At 58.6% G+C, this 25867-nt stretch carries 26 protein-coding genes; 3 read left to right on the top strand and 23 right to left on the bottom strand.

The window, feature by feature from the left end; all coding sequences use genetic code 11:
* Window positions 1–32 precede the first annotated feature (32 nt).
* From C1N62_RS12340 to crcB, 3 genes are all read right to left on the bottom strand, one after another.
* Window positions 33–1232, bottom strand: coding sequence for a multidrug effflux MFS transporter (locus C1N62_RS12340; RefSeq protein WP_137763914.1), 1200 nt, complete (start codon window positions 1230–1232; stop codon window positions 33–35).
* Window positions 1229–1831, bottom strand: coding sequence for a TetR/AcrR family transcriptional regulator (locus tag C1N62_RS12335; RefSeq protein WP_137763913.1), 603 nt, complete (start codon window positions 1829–1831; stop codon window positions 1229–1231). The genes C1N62_RS12340 and C1N62_RS12335 overlap by 4 nt, the downstream gene beginning before the upstream one ends.
* Before the next feature lie 345 nt (window positions 1832–2176).
* Window positions 2177–2560 carry a fluoride efflux transporter CrcB gene (gene crcB / locus C1N62_RS12330; RefSeq protein WP_137763912.1) on the bottom strand — a complete coding sequence of 128 codons (384 nt, stop codon included), beginning with the start codon at window positions 2558–2560 and terminating at the stop codon, window positions 2177–2179.
* A gap of 163 nt (window positions 2561–2723) precedes the next feature.
* Here crcB and C1N62_RS12325 point away from each other — a divergent pair, with 163 nt between their 5' ends.
* Together C1N62_RS12325 and tatE are read left to right on the top strand one after the other, a co-directional pair.
* Window positions 2724–3518, top strand: a complete 795-nt coding sequence (locus C1N62_RS12325) for a deaminated glutathione amidase (RefSeq protein WP_137763911.1) — start codon at window positions 2724–2726, stop codon at window positions 3516–3518.
* Between the two features lie 118 nt (window positions 3519–3636).
* The gene (tatE, locus tag C1N62_RS12320; protein ID WP_137763910.1) at window positions 3637–3840 is read left to right on the top strand and encodes a twin-arginine translocase subunit TatE; all 204 of its coding nucleotides are present in this window, start codon (window positions 3637–3639) and stop codon (window positions 3838–3840) included.
* Window positions 3841–3972: 132 nt separating this feature from the next.
* Here tatE and lipA read toward each other — a convergent pair whose 3' ends face one another.
* The 14 genes from lipA to leuS all read right to left on the bottom strand — a co-directional run bounded on the left by lipA (window position 3973) and on the right by leuS (window position 19052).
* Window positions 3973–4938, bottom strand: a complete 966-nt coding sequence (gene lipA / locus C1N62_RS12315) for a lipoyl synthase (protein ID WP_137763909.1) — start codon at window positions 4936–4938, stop codon at window positions 3973–3975.
* Between the two features lie 323 nt (window positions 4939–5261).
* Window positions 5262–6221 carry a YbeF family transcriptional regulator gene (locus tag C1N62_RS12310; RefSeq protein WP_137763908.1) on the bottom strand — a complete coding sequence of 320 codons (960 nt, stop codon included), beginning with the start codon at window positions 6219–6221 and terminating at the stop codon, window positions 5262–5264.
* Between the two features lie 235 nt (window positions 6222–6456).
* Window positions 6457–7119 carry a lipoyl(octanoyl) transferase LipB gene (gene lipB / locus C1N62_RS12305; protein WP_168195857.1) on the bottom strand — a complete coding sequence of 221 codons (663 nt, stop codon included), beginning with the start codon at window positions 7117–7119 and terminating at the stop codon, window positions 6457–6459.
* 87 nt (window positions 7120–7206) lie between these two features.
* A complete protein-coding gene (ybeD, locus tag C1N62_RS12300) occupies window positions 7207–7470 on the bottom strand; it encodes a DUF493 family protein YbeD (protein ID WP_137763906.1) in 264 nt (87 codons plus the stop codon).
* A 103-nt stretch (window positions 7471–7573) separates the two neighbouring features.
* A complete protein-coding gene (gene dacA, locus C1N62_RS12295; RefSeq protein WP_137763905.1) occupies window positions 7574–8785 on the bottom strand; it encodes a D-alanyl-D-alanine carboxypeptidase DacA in 1212 nt (403 codons plus the stop codon).
* A gap of 178 nt (window positions 8786–8963) precedes the next feature.
* The gene (gene rlpA, locus C1N62_RS12290) at window positions 8964–10058 is read right to left on the bottom strand and encodes an endolytic peptidoglycan transglycosylase RlpA (protein ID WP_137763904.1); all 1095 of its coding nucleotides are present in this window, start codon (window positions 10056–10058) and stop codon (window positions 8964–8966) included.
* A gap of 10 nt (window positions 10059–10068) precedes the next feature.
* Window positions 10069–11181: a peptidoglycan glycosyltransferase MrdB gene (mrdB, locus tag C1N62_RS12285; protein WP_137763903.1), complete on the bottom strand. Its 1113-nt coding sequence runs from the start codon at window positions 11179–11181 to the stop codon at window positions 10069–10071.
* Complete coding sequence (mrdA, locus tag C1N62_RS12280) at window positions 11182–13086, bottom strand: peptidoglycan DD-transpeptidase MrdA (protein WP_137763902.1); 1905 nt, start codon at window positions 13084–13086, stop codon at window positions 11182–11184.
* A gap of 41 nt (window positions 13087–13127) precedes the next feature.
* Window positions 13128–13598, bottom strand: a complete 471-nt coding sequence (gene rlmH, locus C1N62_RS12275; protein WP_137763901.1) for a 23S rRNA (pseudouridine(1915)-N(3))-methyltransferase RlmH — start codon at window positions 13596–13598, stop codon at window positions 13128–13130.
* Between the two features lie 3 nt (window positions 13599–13601).
* On the bottom strand, window positions 13602–13919 hold the full coding sequence (gene rsfS / locus C1N62_RS12270) for a ribosome silencing factor (RefSeq protein WP_137763900.1): 318 nt from the start codon (window positions 13917–13919) through the stop codon (window positions 13602–13604).
* Window positions 13920–14134: 215 nt separating this feature from the next.
* The gene (gene nadD / locus C1N62_RS12265; protein WP_137763899.1) at window positions 14135–14803 is read right to left on the bottom strand and encodes a nicotinate-nucleotide adenylyltransferase; all 669 of its coding nucleotides are present in this window, start codon (window positions 14801–14803) and stop codon (window positions 14135–14137) included.
* 27 nt (window positions 14804–14830) lie between these two features.
* Window positions 14831–15859 (bottom strand): DNA polymerase III subunit delta, encoded by a 1029-nt coding sequence (gene holA / locus C1N62_RS12260; protein ID WP_137763898.1) that lies wholly within the window; start codon window positions 15857–15859, stop codon window positions 14831–14833.
* Window positions 15856–16455, bottom strand: a complete 600-nt coding sequence (gene lptE / locus C1N62_RS12255) for an LPS assembly lipoprotein LptE (RefSeq protein WP_137763897.1) — start codon at window positions 16453–16455, stop codon at window positions 15856–15858. The genes holA and lptE overlap by 4 nt, the downstream gene beginning before the upstream one ends.
* A 14-nt stretch (window positions 16456–16469) precedes the next feature.
* Window positions 16470–19052 carry a leucine--tRNA ligase gene (leuS, locus tag C1N62_RS12250; RefSeq protein ID WP_137763896.1) on the bottom strand — a complete coding sequence of 861 codons (2583 nt, stop codon included), beginning with the start codon at window positions 19050–19052 and terminating at the stop codon, window positions 16470–16472.
* 277 nt (window positions 19053–19329) lie between these two features.
* Here leuS and C1N62_RS12245 point away from each other — a divergent pair, with 277 nt between their 5' ends.
* Window positions 19330–19809 carry a zinc ribbon-containing protein gene (locus tag C1N62_RS12245; protein WP_137763895.1) on the top strand — a complete coding sequence of 160 codons (480 nt, stop codon included), beginning with the start codon at window positions 19330–19332 and terminating at the stop codon, window positions 19807–19809.
* A gap of 41 nt (window positions 19810–19850) precedes the next feature.
* Here C1N62_RS12245 and C1N62_RS12240 read toward each other — a convergent pair whose 3' ends face one another.
* From C1N62_RS12240 to corC, 6 genes are all read right to left on the bottom strand, one after another.
* Window positions 19851–20576, bottom strand: coding sequence for an amino acid ABC transporter ATP-binding protein (locus tag C1N62_RS12240; RefSeq protein ID WP_137763894.1), 726 nt, complete (start codon window positions 20574–20576; stop codon window positions 19851–19853).
* Entirely contained in the window at window positions 20576–21250 is a 675-nt protein-coding gene (gene gltK, locus C1N62_RS12235) for a glutamate/aspartate ABC transporter permease GltK (protein WP_137763893.1), read from the bottom strand. The genes C1N62_RS12240 and gltK overlap by 1 nt, the downstream gene beginning before the upstream one ends.
* Window positions 21250–21990 carry an amino acid ABC transporter permease gene (locus C1N62_RS12230; protein WP_137763892.1) on the bottom strand — a complete coding sequence of 247 codons (741 nt, stop codon included), beginning with the start codon at window positions 21988–21990 and terminating at the stop codon, window positions 21250–21252. The genes gltK and C1N62_RS12230 overlap by 1 nt, the downstream gene beginning before the upstream one ends.
* Window positions 21991–22128: 138 nt before the next feature.
* The gene (locus tag C1N62_RS12225) at window positions 22129–23034 is read right to left on the bottom strand and encodes an amino acid ABC transporter substrate-binding protein (RefSeq protein ID WP_137763891.1); all 906 of its coding nucleotides are present in this window, start codon (window positions 23032–23034) and stop codon (window positions 22129–22131) included.
* A 349-nt stretch (window positions 23035–23383) separates the two neighbouring features.
* Complete coding sequence (gene lnt / locus C1N62_RS12220; RefSeq protein ID WP_137763890.1) at window positions 23384–24919, bottom strand: apolipoprotein N-acyltransferase; 1536 nt, start codon at window positions 24917–24919, stop codon at window positions 23384–23386.
* A gap of 8 nt (window positions 24920–24927) precedes the next feature.
* The gene (gene corC, locus C1N62_RS12215; RefSeq protein ID WP_137763889.1) at window positions 24928–25812 is read right to left on the bottom strand and encodes a CNNM family magnesium/cobalt transport protein CorC; all 885 of its coding nucleotides are present in this window, start codon (window positions 25810–25812) and stop codon (window positions 24928–24930) included.
* Between the last annotated feature and the right edge of the window lie 55 nt (window positions 25813–25867).

Raw genomic sequence — 25867 nt, 5'->3', positions numbered from 1 at the left:
CCCGCCACGGCGGGTTTTTTTATGTCCTGAGATCACTGCCCGCGGCGTGCGGGTCGGCGTACCAGCAGGGTAAAGCAGAGGATGGCCAGCAGGTAACACCCCAAAATGGTACAGGCCATCGAGAGCGTTGATGTCCCCTTCAGGCCAGTCAACGGCACGCTGATGGCACCCAAGGTAAACATGGTCATCCCAATCAGCGCCGAGGCGCTGCCCGCACTGTTGGCCTGCGACTGCATGGCCAGTGAGGAAGCATTTGGCCCGACGACTCCAATGGTCAGCACCGAGAAGAACAGCGGTATTAGCAGCATCACGAGCGGGGCCTGCATGGCACCGGCCACCACCAGCAGTAGCGACGCGAGCGCGGCAATCGTCAACCCTAGCTTCACTACTTTCAGCTCGCCCCATACCAAACTCAGGCGAGTCGAAATTTGGGCGGCAATTACCAAACCAATGCCGTTCAAAGCAAAACAGAGGCTAAACATCTGGGGCGAGAGGTGGTAGATCTCCTGCAAGACAAAGGGTGAGGCACCGATATAGGCAAACATGCCCGCGGTCACGAAGCCTTGAGTCAGGCATAACCCCATAAATTGACGCTGGCGCAACAGCCTACCCAGGTTACTGAGCAATGCCCCGACGCCGCCATGCGCCCGGCGCTCGGTGGGCAGGGTTTCATGCAGCCGCCAGCGGGAGAGGGCTATCAGCAGTGCGGCAATCGCGGCCAGCACCACAAAAATGCCCCGCCAATTCATGATGCCCATCAAGGCCCCGCCCAACACTGGCGCAAGAATGGGGGCCAGGCCATTCACCAACATCAGCAGGGCAAAAAAGCGGGTCAGGTCATGCCCTGAATAGAGATCGCGGGCAATGGCGCGCGACAGTACGGCACCGCCGGCACCGGCCAATCCCTGTAGGAGACGGGCGGCAATCAGCTGGTGGATGTCCGTTGCCAGCGAGCACCAGACCGAGGCGGCCAGCAGCAACAGCAGGGAGAGCAGCAGCGGGCGCATCCGGCCCAAATTATCGCTGAGCGGCCCGAAAATCAGCTGCCCCAGCCCGAGTCCAAACAGCCCGGCGGTCAGGCTGAGCTGCGCCTGAGCGGTAGTGCTGCCCAATTCGGTGGAGAGCTGCGGCAGGGCCGGCAAGTAGAGATCGGTACACAGGGGGCCAAGGGCGGCCAGCGCCCCCAACGCCAGCGCATATCCGAGGCGCTGGCGGGCAAGTTGTGGATTCATGGTTTATCCGACGCAGGTAAAATGGTTGAGAAAATGGAGAAGTAGAGGGTATTGAGCAGATCGGGGTCAGCCTTTTGGTTATTGCGTACCCGAAAGGCCGTGCCTTCACACATCACGGCGATGAATTCGGCACGCGCCGCCAACTGCTCTTTGCTCAGGTGCGGGTAGGTAGCCATCAGCAGTTCCATTGACTGGCTGGATAGCCGATCGTCTGCCTCACGCAAAATTCGGGCAACAGTGGGGTTACGGGTAGCTTCTGCGGCCACCTCCAGCATCAACGCGCGGTCGATCTCTCCCTCATCCTGTTCACCCATCAATATCCGATGTGACAATCTGTGGGCCATTTCACTCATCGCGCCCTGTTTGAGCTGCATCCGGCTGACTTTCTTCTCCACGATGCGTCGCACAATCTCTTCGATGATGGCGTCTTTATTGGTGAAATAGCGGTAAATCTGGCCGACGCTCAGGGAGGACATCTGGGCGATCTCCGCCATGCCGGCACCGTGGAAACCGTGGTTGCGGAAGCAGATCCGCGCCGCGGTAATGATCTGGTCGCGCCGCAGGCGGGCGCGCTCTTCTTTATTGAGCGGCTGATTCATTGCATGTTCCAAAGTCAGCATGGCAGGGTACTCTCATGCCAGTACAGTGTAGGCAGGCAAATGAGAACGAACGTTCACAGCGAATTGTATGACATTCAATAACGCAGGGAAATATTAAATTCGTGTCGGTTAGGACGCGGTTGAGGCAGGGAAAATACCGGGCGAAGCCGCCCGGCGGGGGGCTTAGAGCGAGAAGTATTGATAAAGGAAGCTGATGACCGTCACCAGACAGAAAGTAACGGCAAGGCACTCAACAGGCGTTTTCGGCAGGGCGAACATAATGCATCTCCACACAGACAGGGCTGTGTGATTATCACTCGCCAACATGAAGAAAAGATTAAGTGCCTACCGGCCGCTGTAGGCATTGACCAGCATAAAGGCCAGCGCGGTCATCAAAAGCGATCCGGCCAGATTAAGCAGCACATTCAGCGCTGCCGCTGCCAGCCGCCCCTCTTGCAGTTGGTAAACCACTTCCAGCGAAAAGGTGGAGAAGGTCGTCAGGCCCCCGCAAAAACCGGTGGTGATCAGCATCTTCCAGACAGGATCACACTGCGTCATGCGCATCAGCGTCGCGATGCCCAACCCAATAATGAACGCGCCCACCAGGTTGACGGTAAGGGTGCCAAAGGGCAGCACGGCAGAGAGAGGATTCAATTTCAGGCTGACATACCAACGGGTAACACTGCCCAACCCACCGCCAATAAAAACTGCCAAAAGCGTAGCAAACATAGTAAACCTACCAGTAGAGTGAAAGAACAGGGACGAGCGAAACTACCCTGGCACGTCGCCTGCATTTATCAAAGAGTAACGTATTCACCATCACTGCGTCATCTGCGCACGGCAGGGTATGGGCGCCATCGGCGAAAGCGTAGTGAATCCTCAGGAGTCAGTTATGAAGGTTGCTTTGGGCCAGTTTGTCATCTCCACCGAATGGCAACGTAATGCGGAAACCTGCCAGACGCTGATGGCTGCGGCGGCCAGCGCCGGGGCCGCGCTGTTGGTGCTGCCAGAGGCTGCGATGGCGCAGAATGCCGCCGATCCCGACGCGGTGCTCTCCTTCGCCCAGCCGCTGGAGGGGCCGTTCCTCCGTGCGTTGCTGGCAGCCAGCCGCGGCCAGTCGTTGACCACCTTGGTCGGTATGCACACCCCAGCCAATGATGGCCGGGTTTATAACACGCAGGTGGCGATTCGGGATGGCGAGTTGCTGTGCCATTACCACAAGCTGCACCTCTATGATGCCTGGAACATCAAGGAGTCAACCCATGTTACGCCCGGCACACAGTTGCCCCCGGTGCTGGAGGTAGGGGAGTTTAAGGTCGGCCTGATGACCTGCTACGACCTGCGCTTCCCTGACTTGGCGCGCACGCTGGTGATGGAGGGCGCCGATGTGCTGGTGGCCCCGTCAGCGTGGGTGGCGGGGCCGTTGAAGGAACGCCACTGGGAGATGCTGCTCGCCGTGCGGGCGCTGGAGAATACCTGTTATATGGTGGGCGTCAGTGCCTGCGGCGGCCGCAATATCGGCAATAGCATGGTGGTCGACCCCTTGGGTGTTGCTGTGGCGCGCGCCGCGGAGGGGCCAGCCTTGATCTACGCCGAGCTGGAGAGTGACAGGATTAAAAACGCGCGCGAAGTGTTGCCAGTGCTAAAAAATAGCCGGTTTGCCAAGCCACAATTGCGGGAGATGTAATGGGTTCGTTCTTAATCTGTTACATATTGTCGTTGAGTCGCGCCACAGAATGTCAGTAAATGAGCCATCGCTGTGTTTGCTGGGGCATACAGCATTTTAGATAACTGAGAAGGTGTGTATGGAAGGTATCAGTATTACAAAACTGTTGGTCATCGGCGTGCTTATCATCCTGCTGTTTGGTACCAGCAAACTGCGCTCGCTGGGCGGCGATCTGGGTGCGGCGCTGAAAGGCTTCAAAAAAGCGATGAGCGATGACAATGCGCCGGCCAAGGCCACCGCAGAAGAGGCTCCGGCCGCTGGCCGTGTAGAAAACAAAGAGTAAGCGGGCAGCCTGCCGCCAGCAATGGCGGCCACTTGCCAAGAAAAAACGGATGCTCGTGAGAACATCCGTTTTTTGTGTGGCTGTCGCCAATGTCGTAACAATTTATGTCTGCCGCACTGGGCGGCAGCACAGTTACTTCACCTCAATCCCTTTTGCCTGCAGGTCGGCATGGTAGGAGGAGCGGACGAACGGCCCGCACGCGGCATGGGTGAAGCCCATCGCCAGTGCTTCCTCTTTCATCTCGTCGAATTCAGCCGGGCTGACGTAACGCTGCACCGGCAGGTGGTGACGGCTAGGTTGCAGGTACTGGCCGAGCGTCAGCATGGTGACGCCGTGGCGACGCAGGTCGCGCATCACCTCAATGATCTCGGCATTGGTCTCACCCAGACCAACCATCAGGCCAGACTTGGTGGGGATCTCCGGGTGCAGCTCCTTGAATTTCTCCAGCAGCTTCAAAGACCACTCATAGTTGGCACCGGGGCGCACCTGACGGTAGACGCGTGGCACGTTCTCCAGATTATGGTTGAAGACGTCTGGCGGCGTGGCATCCAGGATCTCCAGCGCCCGATCCATACGGCCACGGAAATCTGGCACCAGAGTCTCAATCTTGATGGTCGGGTTTTTTTCACGGATCGCGCTGATGCAGTCAGCAAAGTGCTGGGCACCGCCGTCACGCAGGTCATCACGGTCCACCGAGGTGATCACCACGTAGCGCAGCCCCATATCGGCAATGGTTTGTGCCAGCTTGGCCGGCTCGTTGACATCAGGGGTCAGCGGGCGGCCGTGGGCTACGTCGCAGAATGGGCAACGGCGGGTGCAGATGGCACCCAAAATCATAAAGGTCGCGGTACCGTGGTTGAAGCATTCTGACAGGTTAGGGCAGGAGGCTTCCTCACAGACTGAGTGCAGGCCATTTTTGCGCATCGCCGCCTTGATGCCCTGTATCCGGCTGGAATCCGCAGGAAGTTTGATTTTCATCCACTCGGGCTTGCGTAACATCTCCTGACGTTCAGTCACCACGGTTTTCACCGGGATCAGGGCCATCTTGTCCGCATCGCGGTACTTGACGCCGCGTTCCATCTGAATTGGTTTACTCATAGTCGTGCAGGTTCCAGTTTTGACACTCCCGGCAAGAAGGTCAGTGAATTCAACGAACTACATGTTAATTCAAATTAATTTGAAAATATGCCCGGAATTATATCACTTTTGCCGGTAAGCATTCAGCCCTTCAATGTCGATTGCCGGGGCAAAAATCGGTCATGACGGCGGATATTGCCAGGAAAACGGGGCAATGAGCGGTGAGATTCCTGTTTTAGCTGAATAATATCAATGAGTTAATTGTGATGGCGTGACGAAACAATGTGTTGTAAAAATGTTACCTTTTTGTGCGTTTCTGGTCACGCCAACGAGTCAGGAGAGGCTTAGCTCGCGGCCTCTGTCGGTGGATCAAGCTGGGGCATTTGCTCGCCGTTGAAGGCTTCGATGATGTTGGTAATCAGCTGCATCAGCGTTTTATCTTTTCTGGAGGCTCGGTTGTAGTAGAGGAAGACGTCCATATCACCAAATACGAAATCGCTGGTAACTTTTTTTATTGGGTAGGCGTGTTGGTACAGCTCGTATAATCGCTCTGGAACAAACCCCACCAGCGCGCTGTGCGCCACGATATGCAGGGCGTTCATGGCGTTATAGGTGTGGAAGCCAAAGTTGCGATTAGCCTCATTTAAATCGATGGCCTGTTTGCTCTGTTTCAGTAGGGTATCGTTGACTTCAACAAAAGTGAATTTCTCGTGGGCGGAGTCAGCCAGCGAAAGATGGTTATCAATGCGCGGATGGTCTTGATGGCAAATACAGATGAATTTTTCTGAGAATAATTTTACGCCAACGATAGATTTACTATATAACGGTTTTACATCTATCATGATATCCGTATTAAACTGATTAAGAATGTCTTGGTTATCAGGGATATCATGATGCTTCAGGACATAATTTTCATTCAGACCAACCAGTTGCTCATAGACTCTGGGTAATACCAGCAAACCGATATAGGGGCGGCAACTGACGGTAACAAAACGGGACTTATGGACATCCTGGCTGAAGTCCAAACCGGTAATAATGGCACCCAATCCCTGGCTGATGTGATTGTGCAGATTTTTGGCGTAGGCGGTGGGGGTGATGCCCTTGCCAGAGCGAATAAACAGGGGATCAGGAAAGGTGTTACGCAGTTTCTGGATTGACTGGCTAATGGAGGAGGGCGTCAGGTTCAGCGCCTTGGCAGCGTTTACAATGCCATTGTGTAAATAGACGGCCTCAAAAACTGTTAATAAATTGAGATCTATATTTCTCAACTTATTTAAACTGGAACTTATATTGTTCTCATCCATAAAATTATCTCGCTATTAAAAAAGGCGTTTTTATTCGGTAACGCTGTTAGTTAATCACGTAAGTTCACTCGCCGGGGAAGTGTACCAGATTTACTATAACTTAAGTTAGCCTAAAGGAGAGATTTAATTTGCGATCCAATACTTATAGTGATGAAAAGGAAAAAATAAATTTATAAGGATAATTGAAATCGAAATGAGCATGATGAATTAATTCACCATGCCTATTTGTTTGAATTTAAATATTGTCTTCCCACGGCTTCAGGGTAATTTGTTGAAATCCAATCTGGTGGGCGAAGGTGTCAAGCAGGATTGGCTGGACGTCTGCCAGCGTAATACCGGGAACCAGCGCGCTGAGTTGGGTCATCTGCATACCGGCATAGCCGCAAGGATTGATGCGCAGGAAAGGGGCCAGATCCATCGCGATATTGAGCGCCAAACCGTGGAAGGAGCGGCCATTGCGGATACGCAGGCCAAGGGAGCAGATCTTCTGCTCGCCAACGTAGACACCGGGCGCATCGGGGCGGGCATGGGCGGTCACGCCGAAGTGGGCCAGCGTCTGCACCACGGTCTCTTCAATCGCCGTCACCAGCTGGCGTACCCCCAGCTTGTTGCGTTTCAGATCGAGCAGCACATACATCACCTGCTGGCCCGGCCCGTGGTAAGTCACCTGGCCGCCGCGATCGCTTTGGATGACCGGGATCTCCCCCGGCATCAACAGATGTTCCGCCTTGCCGGCCTGGCCTTGGGTGAAGACCGGCGGATGCTCCACCAGCCAGATTTCGTCGGGCGTCTCTTCAGTGCGGCAATTCGTGAAGGTGTGCATTGCCTGAGACACAGGCTGGTAGGGTTGCAGGCCAAGCTGCCTGACGATCAGGTTACTCTGTTGCAAATTGGTCATCACAAGGTAAAGAAATGATGGCAGTAGTATAACCAGCGACCTGCTTGCCTACCAGCCGGGCTGATTCCGTTCTGCGGCGGGTGTGATTTACAGCACCATGCGGACAATATCAATGTTGCCCAGCTCTTCGTACAGGGTTTCAACCTGTTCAATGTGGGTGGCGGTGATGGTAATGGAGACGGAGTGGTAGTTGCCTTTGCTGCTCGGTTTCACCTGCGGGGAATAGTCGCCCGGAGCATGGCGTTGCACCACTTCAATCACCTGGTCAAGCAGCTCGGGTTGCGCCAGCCCCATCACTTTATAGGTGAACGGGCAGGGGAATTCGAGCAGTTCGTTCAGTTTGGTTTTCATGTGTGCTCCAGATTGTTACGGTGAATAAAAAGTATAACTCCCGCCGGGGCAGGAGTTAATCAATGATGATGATATGGGGGCAGAACGCCCGGTTTCAAGCCGTTTAGCCGAACCAGTGGTGGAACATCAGTTTGATGTAGTCAATCAGGCGGCCGAAGAAACCACCCTCTTTCACTTCATTCAACACCACCAGCGGGCGCTGGTCGATGGTCTTGCCGTCAAGCTGGAAGTTGATGCTGCCTACCACCTGATTTTTTGCCAGCGGTGCGTGGATCTCTGGCGTGGTCAGCACGTAACTGGCCTTCAGGTCTTTCATGCGACCGCGCGGGATGGTCAGATAGAGATCTTTGTCCACACCCAGTTCCACGCGATCGGCATCACCGAACCAGACCGGCTCAGACGCGAACTCTTTGCCTGCTTTCAACGGCGAGACGGTCTCAAAGAAACGGAAGCCCCAGGTCAGCAGCTTCTTGCTCTCTGCTTCACGGCCTTTGTAGGTGTGGCCGCCCAGTACCGCAGAGATCAGGCGCATCTGGCCTTCGGTGGCGGAGGCCACCAGGTTGTAACCTGCCGCCTCGGTGTGGCCAGTCTTGATGCCATCAACGTTCAGGCTGGTGTCCCACAGCAGGCCGTTGCGGTTGACCTGGCGGATCTTGTTGAAGGTGAACTCTTTTTCGCGGTAGGTCGAGTACTCATCCGGCACGTCGCGGATCAGTGCCTGACCAATCAGCGCCATGTCACGTGCGGAGCTGTACTGGCCGTCGGCGTCCAGACCGTGCACCGTCTTGAATTGGGTGTTTTGCAGCCCAAGCGCCTTGACGTAGTTGTTCATCAGGCCGACGAACGCGTCCTGGCTGCCCGCCACATAGTCGGCCATCGCCACGCAAGCGTCGTTGCCCGATTGCAGGATGATGCCGCGGTTCAGCTCGGAGACCGGCACGCGGTCGCCCGGCTTCAGGAACATCAGGGAGGAGCCTTTGAACTCCGGGTTACCGGTGGCCCAGGCGTCCTTGCTGATGGTGACCACGTCATTTGGCGTGATCTTGCCAGCCTTGATGGCCTGGCCGATGACATAGCTGGTCATCATCTTGGTCAGGCTGGCCGGGTTGCGGCGGGTGTCGGCGTTCATCTCTGCCAACACTTTACCGGAGTTGTAATCGATCAAAACATACGCTTCCGCATCAATCTGCGGCACGCCAGGGATCATTGTTTTGAGGTTGACGTCATCAGCCTTGGCGACGGAAGTCGCGCCAAGCGCCAGAACGGTGCCAAGAGTGATGCTCTTCAGTAAACGCGAGGTAGTTACATGTTTCATGATCGGGACTACAACATCCGTGAAAGTAAGTGAAAAAACGTGCCACACTATAGCAGACACTCGATTTCCCAGCATCCGCCAAACAGAATGGCGGGCGGCGTTTACATAGATTTACTTAATAAATTAGGCATATTTCACATTATGCAAACGCCGCCCGCATGGCGGATATTTCAAGCAATTACTGTCCAGCCGCCACAATAAAGGATTGCTGCTGCGCCTCACCGGCCAGCCGCTGTTGCAGCGCTGTGGCCTGCTGGCGGCTACTGAACGGCCCCAGCTGCACCCGGTACACACCACTGCTGGCATTGACCTTGCCCGGCACGCCAAACTGTTGGCTTAGGCTGTGCTGGAACTGTTGCGCGCGTTGGGCGTCGCTCAGGGCGCCCACTTGAACCATGTACCCACCTGCCTGCGGCACGGCAGCACGCGGGGCAGGGGCAGGGGCGGCGGCTGGCATTACGGCCGCAGGCGCGGCAATGACCGGGGCAGCCGGTTCATCGCTCTCCAGGATGCCCTGTGGCACCGGGCGCGGGGCATTCAGGAAACCGCCGCTGGCATTGCCCGGCGAACTAGTTCCCTCTGCCATACTGCCGTCACTGAGCGCGCTGTTATCAATGGCACGTACCGGCGCGTCAGTGGGCGCCAACGTCTGCATCGGGGTGCCCAGTCCGCTGCTGCCCAACTCTGGGCGGCTTGGCAGAGCATAACTCTGCTTGGCGACCACGGTACCAAGGGTGCCGGGGCCGGAGAGCGTGCCGTCTGGCGCGACGTTGATAAAGTCAACTTTGACCTTGGTATTGTTGGAGATATTCAGGCGCTCGCCGGCCGCCTTGGAGAGATCGATAATCCGCCTCGGCTGGAAGGGGCCACGGTCATTGATGCGCACGACAATGCGGCGGCCGTTGCTGAGGTTGGTGACGCGCACGTAGCTCGGGATCGGCAGGGTGGGGTGGGCCGCCGTCAGCGCGTTAGGATCGAAAGGCTCGCCCAGCGCCGTGGTGTTGCCACTGGCCTCGGAGGCATACCAGCTCGCCAGCCCGGTTTCGCTGAAATTCTGCGGATTGCGCACAATTTTGTAGCTCTTGCCGTTGACGCTGTAGTCCTGATTGGCGTTAGGGCTGTAAGGCTCATACTGCGGCTCCGCGCCGCCAATCTCCTCCACCGGGCCAGCGTAGGCCGGCTGCTGTGGGGCGGACTGCTGTTGTGATACCTCGGTGGTACAAGCGCTCAACAGCGCCCCCATGATGCCTACCCATAGCCACTGCTTACGCATTGCTCACCTCTTATAAATTTTTAGACAACATTTTGCGATGAGTATGTATCGACATCACGATACCAAACCCGGCCATCAGAACAATCAACGCCGACCCGCCATAACTGACCAGCGGCAACGGCACGCCCACCACCGGCAGGATACCACTCACCATGCCGATATTAACGAAGACATAGACAAACAGGATTAGCATCAGGCCGCCAGCCATCACGCGGCCAAAGGTGGTCTGGGCGTTGGCGGCGATCACCAGCCCGCGCATGATCAGGCAGAGGTAGAGCGCCAGCAGAATCAGCACGCCCGCCAGCCCCAGCTCCTCCGCCAGTACAGCGAAGATAAAGTCAGTGTGGCGCTCGGGCAGGAACTCCAGCTGCGACTGGGTGCCATGCAGCCACCCCTTGCCGGACAGCCCGCCAGAACCGATGGCGATCTTCGACTGGATAATGTGGTAGCCCGCGCCCAGCGGATCGGATTCTGGGTCAAGCAGCATCATGACGCGGTCGCGCTGGTAGTCATGCATCAGGAAGAACCAGAGGATCGGGATGAAGGCGGCGACCAACAGCGCGGCGACGCCAATCAGTTTCCAGCTCATGCCGGAGAGGAACAGCACGAACAGGCCGGAGGCGGCGATCAAGATTGAGGTGCCAAGGTCTGGCTGCGCCGCCACCAGCAGGGTCGGGATGAAGATCAGCGCCAGCGCGATGCCGGTGTTTTTCAGCGAAGGCGGGCAGACGTCGCGGTTGATGAAGCGCGCCACCATCAGCGGCACGGCAATTTTGGCAATCTCCGAGGGCTGGAAACGCACAATGCCCAGATCCAGCCAGCGCTGTGCGCCCTTACTGATCTGGCCGAAGGCATCAACCATCACCAGCAAAATCACGCAGACAAAGTAGAGATAGGGCGCCCAGCTCTCATAGACCCGCGGCGGGATCTGCGCCATCACCAGCATAATCACCAGACCCATCGCAATCTGGCCGATTTTGCGCTCCATCATGCCCATATCCTGGCCGCTGGCGCTCCAGATGACGAACGCGCTGTAGGCCAGCAGCGCCATGATCACCAGCAGCAGCGGCATATCAATATGCAGCTTGGCCCACAGCGAGCCTTTCTTTTGCCCTTCAGTCATTTATTCACCTTCCGTGCCGGGCGGCAGCGGGGCGGCGTCCGGCAACTCTGTATTGTTGTCACCCAGCAGGATATGGTCGAGGATCTGGCGAGTGATGGTACCGACCGCCGGGCCGGCGCCGCCGTTCTCCAGGATCACCACCACGGCCACCGTCGGTTTGTCATAGGGGGCAAACGCGGTCATCAGCTTGTGGTCACGCAGCCGCTCAGCGATCTTGTGGGCGTTGTAAGTCTCATTCTCGCGCAGGCCAAAGACCTGAGCGGTACCGGATTTGGCCGCCGCCCGGTAAGGGGCATCGGCAAAGCTTTTGTGTGCCGTGCCGTTGGCACGGTTGGCGACGCCATACATGCCATCTTTGGCAATCTCCCAGAAGCCGGAGTGGATGTCGCCAATATGGGTACTCTCCTCCTGGCGATAGGGCGAAGGCTTGCCATCTATCTGGGTGCTCTGCAACAGGTGGGGCGTTTTGACCGTGCCGTCGTTGATCAGGGTCATCATCGCTTTCGCCATCTGGATTGGGGTGGCCGTCCAGTAACCCTGGCCGATGCCGACCGGGATGGTGTCACCCTGATACCACGGCTTTTTGAAGCGCTTGAACTTCCATTCGCGGTTCGGCATGTTGCCGGAGCGCTCCTCAGAGAGGTCAATGCCGCTGTAGTGCCCATAGCCAAACTTGCCCATCCATTCGGAGAGGCGATCGATGCCCATGTCGTAGGCCACCTGATAGAAGAAGGTGTCAGCCGACTCCTCCAGCGAGCGCGTGACGTTCAGCCGACCGTGGCCCCACTTCTTCCAGTCGCGGAAGCGCTTCTCCGAACCGGGCAACTGCCACCAGCCGGGGTCAAACAGGCTGGTATTGCGGGTGATGACGCCAGCGGAGAGCGCCGAAACGGCGATATAGGGCTTAACCGTGGAGGCTGGCGGATAGACGCCCTGAGTGGCACGGTTGATCAGCGGCTTGTTGGCGTCTTCCAGCAAGCCTTTGTAATCCTTGCTCGAAATACCATCCACAAACAGGTTGGGATCGTAGCTCGGGGTGGAGACCAGCGCCCGGATGCTGCCGTCACGCGGGTCAGTGACCACCACCGCCGCGCGGCTGCCGGCCAGCAACTGCTCGATGTAAGTTTGTAGGTTGAGATCCAGCGTCAGGGTGATGTCTTTGCCCGCCTGCGGCGGCTGCTCATGCAGCTGGCGGATCACCCGGCCGCGGTTGTTGACCTCGACCTCTTCGTAGCCGGTTTTGCCGTGCAGCACATCCTCATAGTAACGCTCAATGCCCAGTTTGCCGATGTCATGGGTCGCGGCGTAGTTGGGCAGGATGCCGGCTTTGTCCAGGCGTTCGACGTCCCGGTCGTTAATCTTGGACACATAGCCAATCACGTGGGTGAGGGCAGAGCTATAGGGGTAGTAGCGGCGTTGGTAGCCCTTGACCTCCACGCCGGGGAAGCGGAACTGGTTGACCGCAAAGCGCGCCACCTGCACCTCGGTTAGCGCGGTTTTGACGGCGATCGAGGTGAAGCGGCGCGAACGTTTGCGCTCCTTCTGGAAGTTGGCGATATCCTCATCCGTCAGGTTGACCACTGGCCGCAGCTGCTCCAGCGTCGCCTGCAGGTTATCCACCTTCTCTGGCACCAGCTCCAGCTGGTAGATGGTGCGGTTAAGTGCCAGCGGCGTGCCGTTCCGGTCATAAATGATGCCGCGGCTGGGCGCAATCGGCACCAGCTTGATGCGGTTCTCATTGGAACGGGTGCGGTAATCCTCAAACCGCAGGATCTGCAGGTTATAGAGGTTGGCGACCAGAATGCCGCTGAGGAGCAGAATGCCTGCGAATGCCACCAGAGCGCGGCGGACAAACAGGGCCGATTCAGCCGAATAGTCGCGAAAAGGGTTACGGTCTATTTTCATCCCACTACTTATGGTTCACTCTGCTGACATTCACCGGCCGTTTATTCGCGGTGGTAAGGGTGATTGGTGGTAATGCTCCAGGCGCGGTACAGGCTCTCCGCCACCAGCACCCTGACCAACGGGTGTGGCAACGTCAGCGGCGAGAGCGACCAGCTCTGCTCCGCTGCCGCCTTGCAGGCCGGCGCCAGCCCCTCGGGGCCGCCAATCAACAGGCTGACATCGCGGCCATCCTGTTTCCAGCGCTCCAGTTGGGTCGCCAGATGCGGCGTCTCCCACCGGGTGCCGGGAATATCCAGGGTCACTATGCGGTTGCCTTTACCGACCGCCGCCAGCATCTGCTCACCCTCTTTTTCCAGGATGCGTTTGATGTCCGCATTTTTTCCGCGCTTGCCTGCTGGGATCTCCAGCAATTCAAACGGCATATCCTTCGGGAAGCGGCGCAGGTAGTCCATAAAGCCGGTCTGAACCCAGTCCGGCATCTTGGTGCCGACCGCCACCAGTTGCAGCTTCACCGCTTAACTCCAGAGCTTTTCGAGTTCGTACAGGGCGCGGCTCTCTTCCTGCATCACGTGCACAATCACTTCGCCCAGATCGACCACAATCCACTCGGTATCATTAACGCCTTTCACGCCCAGAGTATCCAGGCCGGCGGCTTTGGCCTCTTCCACAACGTGGCCAGCGATCGACATCACGTGGCGGCTGGAGGTGCCGGTGCAGATGATCATGCAGTCAGTGATGCTGGATTTCCCAGTCACATCCAGGGAAATAATGTCCTGACCTTTCAAATCATCAATTTTATCAATAACAAAATCTTGGAGCGCTTTACCTTGCAAAGGTTCCCCCTCGGGTAGTATGTGGAGTGGCATGGGGTTCACACAATGGCAGCACACAGGCTGCGATGGGCGGTGAGGCCCCATGCCGTAACAGATAGTTGGCCGGGTGCCGGTGGGCTTGATTATTTTGTGCCAAAAAATCAACCATTTATATGTAAATGGAAAACGGCTGAGCGGACACCCGAAATTAAGCGGCGCAGTATAACATGGGTATTCTACTCGCGATATAAACCCTGTGAATCGATAAAGCGTTCTACTGCCGCCGGAAGCAGGTGATCACAGCTCTGCCCGGCATGGCGGCGCCGGCGGATCTCGGTGGCCGAGACATTCACCAGCGGCGTATCCGCCAAAAAAATCGTGCCTGCGGGCCGCATCGCCAACTGTGCCACATCCGTGGTCTGATGGGCCTCGAACCACGCCTGAAGCTGCGGGGTATCAAGCTGTTGGCGATAGCCGGGACGGGCGCACACCAGCAGATGGCACACATCCAGCAGCGACTCCCAACGGTGCCACTTATAGAGCGACAGCAGTGAGTCCTGCCCAATGATAAACGCCAACGACGCGTGGGCGCCACGTTCTTTACGTAACGTTTCAAGCGTCTCAATGGTGTAGGAGGGCGTCTCGCGCTGCAACTCCCGGTCATCTACCCGGAACAGCGGCTGGTCGGCGATCGCCAGCTCTACCATTCGCAGGCGCTGGCGGGCGCTGGCCTCCGGCTGGGGGCGGTGCGGCGGCACGTTATTCGGCAGCAGGGTGACGCTGGCCAAGCCGATTTGCCGTGCCAGCGCCGCCACCGGCGTCAGGTGGCCGTAGTGGATGGGATCAAAGGTGCCGCCAAAAAAGGCATCCACAGGGGCCAAAGATGCAGGGGTAGTGTCAGGCATAGCGAGCCGTCTCGTGGCGATGGGTGGTCAGTAAAAGATAGCAGGCAGCGCCTTGCCGCACAGCAGCAGGGAGAGCGTCTCCAGCTCCGGCCACACTGACTGGCCATAATCCTGCTTGAGGGTGCGCTCCAGATCCGCCAGCAGCCGGATGGACTGGTGCAGTTGCGGCAGGGAGAGGCGTTGCAGCGCCTGCGTCATCAATGGGCGGCGGTTCTGCCACACCTTGTGCTGGTCAAACAGCGCCCGCAGCGGCTGGGCATCGCCGGCCCGCTTTAGGGTCAGCAGCAGCAACAGCTCGCGTTGCAGCGTCCGCAGCAAGATCACCGGTTCGCTCTCCTCCAGCCGCAGTTGGTGGAGAATGTGCAGCGCCCGCTTGCTCTTGCCAGCCAGCAGCGCATCCAACCAGTGATAAGGGGTAAAGTGGGCGGCGTCATTGACGGCAGTCTCGACGCGCGGCAGGGTGAGTTTCCCATCCGGGAACAGCAGGGAGAGCCGCTCCAGCGCCTGCGCCAATGCCAGCAGGTTGCCCTCGTAGCAGTAGCAGAGCAGCTGGTTGGCGGGTTCATCCAGCGACAGCTTCATCGCCGCCGTCCGCTGGGCGACCCAGCGTGGCAGTTGCGCCTGCTCCGGCGTCTGGCAACTGACCCAGGCACCGCCCGCACTGCCCATTGCTTTGTACCACGCGCTGTTCTCCTGCGCCCGTGTCAGACGCGGGGCGCGCAGCATCAGCAAAATATCCGGGTGCAGCAGCCCGGCCAGTTTCACCAGCTGTTCGCCGATCGGGGCCGTGGGGCCGCTCTCCGGCAGCATCAGCAACAGCGTCTGGCGACTGGAGAAGAGGCTCAGCGCCTGGCAGACGCTGAAGATGGCGTCCCAGTCGGTATGGTTGTCGAGCGCAAAGCTGTAGTGCTCGCTAAACCCCGCCTGCTGGGCCGCCGCGCGGATCTGATCCTGGCTCTCCTGCAACAGCAACGGGTCGTTGCCGCACAGCAGATAACAGGCGCGCAGCCCCTCACGGAGCTGCGCGGCAAGTTGTTCAGGGTAGAGACGAATCATTGTGCGCGGACGCTGGCGGGCTGAAGGGCATCCGTGGCCGGTGGCGGGGTGCTCTCCGCACCGGGGGCGCTCAGGCCGACCTTCTGCGGTTTGGTGGCCTCAGCGGCATGGACGGTCAGCAGCTTACGCACCAACTGTTGCGCCACCTGCTCACGCATCTCCTGCAGGATCAGGTCTTGCTCGGCATCTTTGGCCAACGCCGTCAGCGGGTTGTCAAAGAAGGAGCGGAAGGCCTTGGCCTGAATCGGATAGAGATCGTGGCCCGGCAGCAGCACCTGGGCATCGACCGTCATCACCAGCTGGTACTCCGCGGTCTTACCATCCTGGAAGATTGAGACCGTATCCTGGCTCTGGTTCGAGCTGACAATACGCAGCGACGGCAGATCCTGGCGGGCGGACTTCTGGACAATCTTCACATCACTCAACCGCAGCTGTTCACGAACGGCCCGCGTAAGCGGGCCATAGGGATCGTAGCTGTCGAGCATCATGGTTTTCAGTTCCTCGGGCACCTGGGTGGTGCCGCGAAGGTGGAAGCCGCATCCAGAGGTCACCAGCACGGCGACCCCCAATAGCAGCAGCATCAAACGATGTCGCACAACGCCTCCTTGTCTCAACCTACCACCAGGTTCAGCAGTTTGCCGGGCACATAGATCACTTTACGGATGGTCACGCCATCCAGGTATTTGGCCACCAGATGCTCCTGACCGGCGCGCGCGCGCACCTGCTCTTCTGTCGCATCGGCGGGCACGGTGATTTTGCCGCGCACTTTACCGTTAACCTGCACCACCACCAGTTTCGAATCCTCGACCATGGCGCTCTCATCGGCAACCGGCCACGGCGCGGTGTCGATGTCGCCTTCGCCGCCCAGTGCCTGCCACAGGGTGAAGCAGACGTGCGGGGTGAACGGGTAGAGCATCCGCACCACGGCCAGCAGCGCTTCCTGCAACAGGGCGCGATCCTGCTCGCTCTCCTGCGGGGCACGGGCCAGCTTGTTCATCAGCTCCATCACGGCGGCGATCGCAGTGTTGAAGGTCTGGCGGCGGCCGATGTCATCGGTCACCTTGGCGATGGTTTTGTGCAGGTCACGGCGCAGCTCTTTCTGTGCGTCGTTCAGGCCAGCGACATCCAGCGGCTGCGTGGCGCCCTTGTCCAAGTGCTCGTAAGCCAGTTTCCAGACGCGTTTCAGGAAGCGGTTGGCCCCCTCAACGCCAGACTCCTGCCACTCCAGCGTCATTTCAGCCGGGGAGGCGAACATCATGAACAGACGCACGGTGTCAGCGCCGTAACGCTCAACCATCACCTGCGGGTCGATGCCGTTGTTTTTCGACTTCGACATCTTGCTCATGCCAGCATAGACCAGCTCGCGGCCCTCTGGATCGGTCGCCTTGATAATGCGGCCCTTCTCATCACGCTCCAGGGTGGCGTCAATCGGGGAGACCCAGTTGCGCTCGCCGTTGGCACCGGTGTAGTAGAAGGCGTCTGCCAGCACCATGCCCTGACACAACAGGCGCTTGGCTGGCTCGTCGGAGTCCACCAGCCCTGCGTCGCGCATCAGCTTGTGGAAGAAGCGGAAGTACATCAGGTGCATGATGGCGTGCTCAATGCCGCCCACATACTGATCCACTGGCAGCCAGTAGTTGGCAGCGGCCGGGTCCAGCATCCCTTGGTCATACTGCGGGCAGGTGTAGCGCGCGTAGTACCAGGAGGACTCCATGAAGGTGTCGAAGGTGTCAGTCTCACGCAGCGCTGGCTGGCCGTTCACGGTGGTTTTCGCCCACTCAGGGTCAGACTTGATCGGGCTGGTGATGCCATCCATCACCACATCTTCCGGCAGCACCACCGGCAGCTGGTCTTCCGGCGTTGGCATCACGGTGCCATCTTCCAGCGTGACCATCGGGATCGGCGCGCCCCAGTAACGCTGGCGCGACACGCCCCAGTCACGCAGGCGGTAGTTCACCTTGCGCTGGCCGCGGCCCAGAGAGACCAGTTTGTCAGCAATGGCGTTGAAGCCCTGCTGGAAGTCGAGGCCATCAAACTCGCCAGAGTTGAACAGCACGCCCTTCTCAGTCTGCGCCTGCGCACTCAGGTCTGGCTCGCTGCCATCGGCATTCAGGATAACCGGCTTGATCGGCAGGTTGTACTTGGTGGCGAACTCCCAGTCGCGCTGGTCGTGGCCCGGCACTGCCATCACTGCGCCGGTGCCGTACTCCATCAGCACGAAGTTAGCGACCCAAATCGCCACTTTCTCGCCGGTCAGCGGGTGGATGGCAACCAGCCCGGTGTCCATGCCCTTCTTCTCCATCGTCGCCATATCGGCTTCCGCTACCTTGGTGTTGCGGCACTCGGCGATGAAGTCAGCCAGCGCTGGGTTGCCAGCGGCGGCTTGCAGGGAGAGCGGGTGGCCCGCGGCAACGGCCACGTAGGTCACGCCCATAAAGGTGTCAGGACGGGTGGTGTAGACCGTCAGCGTCTCTTCACTCTCTTCGACGTCGAAAGTGATCTCCACGCCTTCAGAGCGGCCGATCCAGTTGCGCTGCATGGTTTTGACCTGCTCAGGCCAGCTCTCCAGCGTATCCAGGTCGTTCAGCAGCTGATCGGCGTAGTCGGTGATCTTGATGAACCACTGCGGGATCTCTTTGCGCTCGACCTTGGTGTCACAGCGCCAGCAGCAGCCTTCGATAACCTGCTCGTTGGCCAGCACGGTCTGGTCATGCGGGCACCAGTTCACGGCGGACGTTTTCTTGTAGACCAGACCCTTCTCATAGAGCTTGGTGAAGAACCACTGCTCCCAACGGTAGTAGTCAGGTTTGCAGGTGGCGATTTCACGATCCCAGTCATAGCCGAAGCCCAGCACTTTCAGCTGGTTCTTCATATATTCAATGTTTTCGTAGGTCCAGGGCGCGGGCGCGGTATTGTTTTTGACCGCCGCACCCTCAGCCGGCAGGCCGAAGGCATCCCAGCCGATGGGCTGGAGCACGTTTTTGCCCAGCATACGCTGGTAACGGGAGATCACATCGCCGATGGTGTAGTTACGCACGTGGCCCATGTGGAGGCGGCCGGAAGGGTAGGGCAGCATGGAGAGGCAGTAGTACTTCTCCTTGGTTGCATCCTCGGTCACCTTAAAAGTTTGCTTCTCTTGCCAGTGAAGCTGGACGTTTGACTCTATGTCTTCTGGGCGGTATTGCTCTTGCATGGCGGCCGGTGGTCCTATAGTGAAAACAGCTACGCCTGTAGCCTTATCTGATTCATATAAAGAGATCCGCATAGCATAGCTGATAAGCGCCTGACGCAACAACACCCAGCGCCCGCAGCGGGCGTATTTCTCCCGGCCCGGCGGGCAATTTTGCGAAAGGGGCCGTAAAGCCAGAATATTCCCCGAATCACATCAGGCGTTTACGACTAAACTGAACAGCAGGAGAGGCGCGCCCGGCGGGCCGCAGCATGATTACGCCGAACAGAGTGAGGATCGTATGAGTAACGTTGCACACTATTACCGTGAACTGGTTTCATCCCTGACGGAGCGCATTAAGGGCGGCGATCGTGACATTGACGCGTTGGTACGCAGTGCGGAGGCGCGGCTGAGAACTGCGGGTGACCTGAGCGAGGAGGAGATCCGCCAGGTGACGCAGGCGGTGCGGCGCGATCTGGAGGAGTTTGCCCGCAGCTATCAGGAGAGTGACGAATTCACCGACAGCGTCTTTATGCGCGTGATCAAAGAGAGCCTGTGGCAGGAGCTGGCAGACATCACCGACAAAACACAATTGGAGTGGCGCGAGGTGTTCAAGGATGTGACGCACCACGGCGTCTACCACACCGGCGAGGTGGTGGGGTTGGGAAATTTGGTGTGTGAGAAGTGCCACTACCACATGCCGATCTACACGCCAGAGATCCTGCCGCTCTGCCCGAAGTGTGGCCATGACCAGTTCAACCGTAAGCCGTTCCAGCCCTAGGGGAAAGTGGCCGCGCCCAGGTGGCGCGGCCAGCGTAACGGTCAGTGCAGGATTTTGGCCAGAAAATCACGCGCCCGTTCAGATTGCGGGTTGGTGAAGAAGTCGTTTTTGTCGCGGTCCTCGACGATGCGCCCCTCATCCATAAAGATCACGCGGTTTGCCACCTTGCGGGCAAAGCCCATCTCATGGGTGACCACCATCATCGTCATTCCCTCCTGCGCCAGTTCCACCATCACATCCAGCACCTCGTTGATCATCTCCGGGTCAAGGGCCGAGGTCGGTTCGTCGAACAGCATGGCGACCGGGTCCATGCAGAGTGCGCGCGCAATCGCCACCCGCTGCTGCTGGCCGCCAGAGAGCTGGCCGGGAAACTTGTTGGCGTGTGCCGACAGCCCAACGCGATCGAGGAGTTTCAGCCCCTTGTCACGCGCCGCGGCCTTGTCGCGCTTGAGCACCTTGATCTGCGCCAGCGTCAGGTTATCTACAATCGACAGGTGCGGGAACAGTTCGAAGTGCTGGAACACCATGCCCACTTTGGCGCGCAGTTGCGCCAGATTGGTTTTGCGGTCATTGACCGGGATGCCGTTGACAATAATCTGGCCCTGCTGGATCGGCTCCAGGCCATTCACGGTCTTGATCAGGGTGGATTTGCCAGAGCCGGAGGGGCCGCAGACCACCACCACTTCCCCTTTCTGCACTTCAGTGCTGCACTCGGTCAGCACCTGGAAATGCCCATACCACTTGGAAATACTCTTCAGGGTGATCATCACACGGTCCTTTTCTTCAATACGCTGACCAGCAGAGAGGCCGCGATGCTAATAACGAAATACACCAACCCGGCAAACAGCACCATCTCCACCTGAGTGCCGTCGCGCTCGCCAATGGTGGCGGCAGTGCGGAAGAAGTCCGCCAGGCTCAATACGTAGACCAGCGAGGTATCCTGGAACAGCACGATGCCCTGTGTCAGCAGCAGCGGGATCATAGCGCGGAACGCCTGCGGCAGGATCACCAGCTTCATGGATTGCCACGGGGTCATGCCCAGCGCCAGCGCGGCGGCATTCTGGCCACGCGCCACGCTCAGAATGCCGGCGCGGATAATTTCGGAGTAGTAGGCCGCCTCAAACAGCGAGAAGGCCACCATCGCCGAAATCAGGCGGATGTCGGTGTGCGGCGACAGCCCCAGCCCCTTTTGCAGCAGGCTCGGCACCACCAGATAGAACCACAGCAGCACCATCACCAACGGCACGGAACGGAACAGGTTGACATACAGGGTGGCGAACCAGCTCACCGGCTTGAAGGTGGAGAGACGCATCACCGCCAGCAGCGTGCCCCACAAAATGCCAAACACCACGGCGGTCACGGTGATCTTCAAGGTGATCACCAGCCCGTCCAGCAGGTAAGGGAAGCTTGGCGGTATGGAACTCCAGTCAAACTCGTACATTATTTACCTCCCGCATGGCCGGGCAGTTTCACCCTGGATTCCACCAGCCGCATGATCACCATGATCACGGCGTTAATCAGGATATAGGCCAGCGTAATGGCAGTGAACGACTCATAGGCATGGGCCGAATAGTCAAGCAGCTTGCCGGCCTGCGCCGCCATGTCCACCAGTCCGATGGTGGAGGCGATGGCGGAGTTCTTCACCAGATTCAGCATCTCGGAGGTCATTGGCGGCACAATCACCCGGTAGGCGTTGGGCAGCAGCACATAGCGGTAGGTCTGCGGCAGCGTCAGGCCCATTGCCAGCCCGGCCGCCTTCTGCCCACGTGGCAGTGACTGGATGGCGGCGCGCACCTGTTCGCAGACGCGGGCCGCGGTAAACAGCCCGAGGCAGACCATCGAGGAGACAAAGAACTGCACATTAGGGTCCAGCTCCGACTTGAACCACATGCCGATGTCCACCGGCAGCAGCTCCGGCACCACCAGATACCAGATAAAGAACTGGACGATCAGCGGCACATTGCGGAACAGCTCGACATAACAGGTACCCAGCCCGGCAAGAAAGCGGTTGGGCACGGTACGCAGGATGCCGAACAGCGACCCGACCAAAAACGCGATGATCCAGGCGCAAAAGGAGAGGGCAACCGTGACCTGAAACCCTGACCAGATCCAGCCCAGGTAGGTGGTGTTGCCGAAGGGGGCCTCTTGCAAAAAGATGCCCCAGTTCCAGTTTGTTGACATACATCACTCCAGACAGCGGCCCGGCAGGATGGGGGACGGCAGAAGCGGCAAAGCCGGCGCGCGTGGGGCAGGGAACGGCCACCCCGGCTACCGGCTTCTCCTCTCTCCTGCCCTCATCCGGCCAGGACTCGCAGGGGATTACGGCTTATCGTTCGGTGCCTTGAACAGGGCTTTCATGTCATCCGACAGAGCAAAGTTCATGTTCAGGTTCTTCGGCGGGATCGGTTGCTGGAACCACTTGTCATACCATTTGCTCGCCTCGCCGGAGGTCTGCGCCTGTGCGATGGTATCATCCACCAGCTTCTTGAAGGCCGTGTCGCCCTTCGGCAGCATACAGCCGTATGCCTCATGGGATTGCGGCGTGCCGAGGATCTCCCATTGGTCTGGTTTCTTCGCCTTGGCGCGCTCGCCGGCCAGCAGGGCGTCATCCATCATAAAGGCCACCGCGCGGCCGCTCTCCAGGGTACGGAAGGAGTCGCCGTGATCCTTGGCGCTGATAATGCGCATGCCCATCTTCTGCTCATCATTCAGCTTGTTGAGCAGGATCTCGGAGGTGGTGCCCGAGGTCACCACCACGGTTTTGCCCTTCAGATCCGGGAAGTCTTTGATAGGGGAGCCTTTCTTCACCAGCAGACGGGTGCCGACCACAAAGATGGTGTTGGAGAAGGCCGCCTGCTGCTGGCGCTCCAGGTTGTTGGTGGTGGAGCCGCACTCAAAATCGTAGGTGCCGTTCTGCAACAGCGGGATGCGGTTTTGCGAGGTGATGGGCAACATTTTCACCTGCAGGTTAGGGGCATTCAGCTGTTTCTTGATCGCCTCAACAATCGCATTCGAGTAGTCCTGGGAGTATCCCACCACTTTCTGCGTATTGTCGTAGTAGGAGAAGGGAACGGAAGATTCACGGTGCCCAACCACAATCACGCCGTTTTGTTTGATTTTTTGCAGCGTATCGGGGGATGCCCCGGCGGTGGTCTGTTCCGCGTGTGCACTGCCTGCGGCGATCCCGGCGAGCAGCAGCGATAACGCCAGTTTGCGCATTTGCATGGTCCTACTCCTTGCTGTAGTGGTGGCGGTGGCGCAGCGCACCCCGCCAAAAAAAGAGACCGCGTTAGCGCGGCAAGCGGCCCTCGAAAAGCCTGTTTGAACATAGCTGAATGTAAATTTATTGAAACCAAAACGTTTCTTTTTTGCGACCAGCGCCGCACCAAATCAAGGCAAAAAAGCGGCCACGCACACTGCCGGTGCAGCAGGTGTCTTCAGATGGTGCATTCGCCAGACGAAACGTCAGGGCGGGTTACACGTCCAACTAAATCCTAACGTTATCAAGCAAGAGGCGTGCCAGCAGGCAGGGGAAGGGAAGAAAATGCCGGGGAGGGCTCCCCGGCAGGGGGCATCAGGATGCACGCGGACGGCGCAAGGTGGCGTACAGCGACGCCACCCCGGCCAGCAGGGTCAAGAGCCACAGGGGCAGATCGCCCATGCGCGCATAGGGGGTCAGGCCGGTAGTGGGGGTCACCTGCACTTCCAGCACCTGGCGGGTGAACTGCGGCAACATCTTGATCACTTCGCCGTGGGCATCCACGGCGGCGGTCACGCCATTGTTGGTGCTGCGCAGCAGCGGGCGGCCCAGCTCGACGGCGCGCATCCGCGCCATCTGGAAGTGCTGCCACGGGCCAATCGAGTGACCGAACCAGGCGTCATTGGAGATGGTCAGCAGGAAGTCGGTGTCTGGTCGGAAATTCGCTCGCACCTGTTCGCCCAAGATAATCTCATAGCAGATGGCCGCCGTCAGGTTGAAGCCAGCCGCATGGAGCTGGGGCTGCACATAGCCGCCCCGGCTGAATGAGGACATCGGCAGGTCAAAGAAGGGGGCCAGCGGGCGCAACAGGCTCTCCAGCGGCACAAACTCGCCAAACGGCACCAGATGGTGCTTGTTGTAGCGGTCAGCGCTCGGGTAGCGGTAGGGCGTTGGCTCGCCCAGCGCAATCACGCTGTTGTAGTAGGCGTAGCCCTGCGCTGTACGGCGCGCATCCACAATACCGGTGATCAGGCTGCTGTGGTGGGCGCGCATCAGATCATCCATCATCGTCAGGAAAGGTTGCTGGTCGCTCTCAATGTCCGGGATGGCGGACTCTGGCCAGATAATCAGCGGCGCACGGCCAGCGTAGGGGCGGCTGGCGTCCAGATAGGTTTCGAGGGTGGCGCGCAGCACTTTCGGGTCCCACTTCATCGACTGTGGAATATTGCCCTGCACCATCGCCACATTGACGGCCTTTTCCGGCTGCGGCGTAAACCAGCTGATCTGGCGCAGCGGCCAGGGGAGCAGCAGCATCGCCAGCGCCACCACCGCTGGCACCACCTGTTGACGGCAGAGGGCATAGACCAGCAGGCCGCTGAGGGACATCAGGATAAAGGTGATGGTCTCGACGCCCAGCACCGGGGCAATGCCTTTTAGCGGGCCATCAATCTGGCTGTAGCCAAATTGCAGCCACGGGAAGCCGGTCAGTACCCAGCCGCGCAGGAACTCCGTCACCTGCCACAATGCCGGTGCCGCCAGCGCCACGCGCCACAGCGTCAGGCGCGGCCAGAGGCGCGCCAGCACGCCAGCGAACAGCATGGTATAGAGCGACAGGTAGGCGGCCAGCAGCACCACCAGGAACAGGTTGATCGGCATTGGCATACCGCCAAACTGGGCAATGCTGACATAGACCCAGTTGACGCCACTGCCAAACAGTCCCAGTCCCCAGAAGAAGCCGATCCAAGCGGACTGGCTGGCGGAGCGGTTGAGGGTCAGCCCTTGCAGGCCACAGAGCGCAATAATCGCCGCAGGCCAGAAATCATAGGGGGAGAACGCCAGGGTGCCGCAGGCACCAAATAAGAGCGCCAGCGGGAGGCGTATCCGCTGGCGTTGTAATAGGGCAAGAGACATGGATTACGTTATTCTTCCATTTCCAATTTTGGTTGCGGTGCGTCATCCGGGATCTTGACGTGAACCTGGATGATACGTCGGCTATCCGCCATCGCAACTTTAAATACGTAACCATCAATCTCAATGGTTTCGCCACGGGCTGGCAGGTGGCCGAAGCCCTGCATCACCAGGCCGCCGATGGTATCGACCTCTTCATCACTGAACTGGGTGTTGAAGACCTCGTTGAAATCCTCAATCGGCGTCAGCGCGCGCACGGTGTAGGTGTGGCGGCTGAGCTGGCGGATGTCACGATCCTCTTCATCGTCATACTCATCCTCAATCTCACCCACGATCAGCTCCAGGATGTCCTCAATGGTCACCAGACCCGAGACGCCGCCGAACTCATCGATCACGATCGCCATATGGTAGCGCTGGGAGCGGAACTCCTTCAGCATCCGGTCAACGCGCTTGCTCTCTGGCACCACCACCGCCGGGCGCAGCACCTTGTCGATGCTGAACGGTTCGGATTCGGTGCGCATGAAGGGCAGCAGATCCTTGGCCATCAGGATGCCTTCGATATGATCCTTGTCTTCGCTGATCACCGGGAAGCGGGAGTGGGCGGACTCAATGATCACGTCCAGACACTCCTCCAGCGGCTGGTTGCGCTTCAGGGTCACCATCTGGGAGCGGGGGATCATGATGTCGCGTACGCGTTGGTCAGCAATGTCCATCACCCCTTCCAGCATATCGCGGGTATCGGGGTCAATCAGGTCATTCTGCTCGGAATCGCGGATTAGCTCGACCAGGTCGCCACGGTTTTTTGGCTCACCGTGAAACAGTTGGTTGAGGATAAGGGAAAAGAAGCCCTTCTTGGGACTGGGGCTGTCACTGCTCTGTGAATGGTCGTCGCTCATGGCGGTCTGGTTAATATTACTCGAGTTGGGAGGAAAAAATTATTATTAGTGAAAT

Source organism: Nissabacter sp. SGAir0207, from assembly GCF_005491205.1.
In the GTDB taxonomy this organism is placed as follows: Bacteria; Pseudomonadota; Gammaproteobacteria; order Enterobacterales; family Enterobacteriaceae; genus Chimaeribacter.
Note: the sequence above shows the minus strand (reverse complement) of the source record. Positions and strands in the feature narration are given on the sequence as shown.

Bases quoted from the DNA above. Each gene is read 5' to 3' on its own strand.
- C1N62_RS12340 (WP_137763914.1), bottom strand. From the start codon at position 1,232: ATGAATCCACAACTTGCCCGCCAGCGCCTCGGATATGCGCTGGCGTTG.
- C1N62_RS12335 (WP_137763913.1), bottom strand. From the start codon at position 1,831: ATGAATCAGCCGCTCAATAAAGAAGAGCGCGCCCGCCTGCGGCGCGAC.
- crcB (WP_137763912.1), bottom strand. From the start codon at position 2,560: ATGTTTGCTACGCTTTTGGCAGTTTTTATTGGCGGTGGGTTGGGCAGT.
- C1N62_RS12325 (WP_137763911.1), top strand. From the start codon at position 2,724: ATGAAGGTTGCTTTGGGCCAGTTTGTCATCTCCACCGAATGGCAACGT.
- tatE (WP_137763910.1), top strand. From the start codon at position 3,637: ATGGAAGGTATCAGTATTACAAAACTGTTGGTCATCGGCGTGCTTATC.
- lipA (WP_137763909.1), bottom strand. From the start codon at position 4,938: ATGAGTAAACCAATTCAGATGGAACGCGGCGTCAAGTACCGCGATGCG.
- C1N62_RS12310 (WP_137763908.1), bottom strand. From the start codon at position 6,221: ATGGATGAGAACAATATAAGTTCCAGTTTAAATAAGTTGAGAAATATA.
- lipB (WP_168195857.1), bottom strand. From the start codon at position 7,119: ATGACCAATTTGCAACAGAGTAACCTGATCGTCAGGCAGCTTGGCCTG.
- ybeD (WP_137763906.1), bottom strand. From the start codon at position 7,470: ATGAAAACCAAACTGAACGAACTGCTCGAATTCCCCTGCCCGTTCACC.
- dacA (WP_137763905.1), bottom strand. From the start codon at position 8,785: ATGAAACATGTAACTACCTCGCGTTTACTGAAGAGCATCACTCTTGGC.
- rlpA (WP_137763904.1), bottom strand. From the start codon at position 10,058: ATGCGTAAGCAGTGGCTATGGGTAGGCATCATGGGGGCGCTGTTGAGC.
- mrdB (WP_137763903.1), bottom strand. From the start codon at position 11,181: ATGACTGAAGGGCAAAAGAAAGGCTCGCTGTGGGCCAAGCTGCATATT.
- mrdA (WP_137763902.1), bottom strand. From the start codon at position 13,086: ATGAAAATAGACCGTAACCCTTTTCGCGACTATTCGGCTGAATCGGCC.
- nadD (WP_137763899.1), bottom strand. From the start codon at position 14,803: ATGCCTGACACTACCCCTGCATCTTTGGCCCCTGTGGATGCCTTTTTT.
- holA (WP_137763898.1), bottom strand. From the start codon at position 15,859: ATGATTCGTCTCTACCCTGAACAACTTGCCGCGCAGCTCCGTGAGGGG.
- leuS (WP_137763896.1), bottom strand. From the start codon at position 19,052: ATGCAAGAGCAATACCGCCCAGAAGACATAGAGTCAAACGTCCAGCTT.
- C1N62_RS12245 (WP_137763895.1), top strand. From the start codon at position 19,330: ATGAGTAACGTTGCACACTATTACCGTGAACTGGTTTCATCCCTGACG.
- C1N62_RS12240 (WP_137763894.1), bottom strand. From the start codon at position 20,576: ATGATCACCCTGAAGAGTATTTCCAAGTGGTATGGGCATTTCCAGGTG.
- gltK (WP_137763893.1), bottom strand. From the start codon at position 21,250: ATGTACGAGTTTGACTGGAGTTCCATACCGCCAAGCTTCCCTTACCTG.
- C1N62_RS12230 (WP_137763892.1), bottom strand. From the start codon at position 21,990: ATGTCAACAAACTGGAACTGGGGCATCTTTTTGCAAGAGGCCCCCTTC.
- C1N62_RS12225 (WP_137763891.1), bottom strand. From the start codon at position 23,034: ATGCAAATGCGCAAACTGGCGTTATCGCTGCTGCTCGCCGGGATCGCC.
- lnt (WP_137763890.1), bottom strand. From the start codon at position 24,919: ATGTCTCTTGCCCTATTACAACGCCAGCGGATACGCCTCCCGCTGGCG.
- corC (WP_137763889.1), bottom strand. From the start codon at position 25,812: ATGAGCGACGACCATTCACAGAGCAGTGACAGCCCCAGTCCCAAGAAG.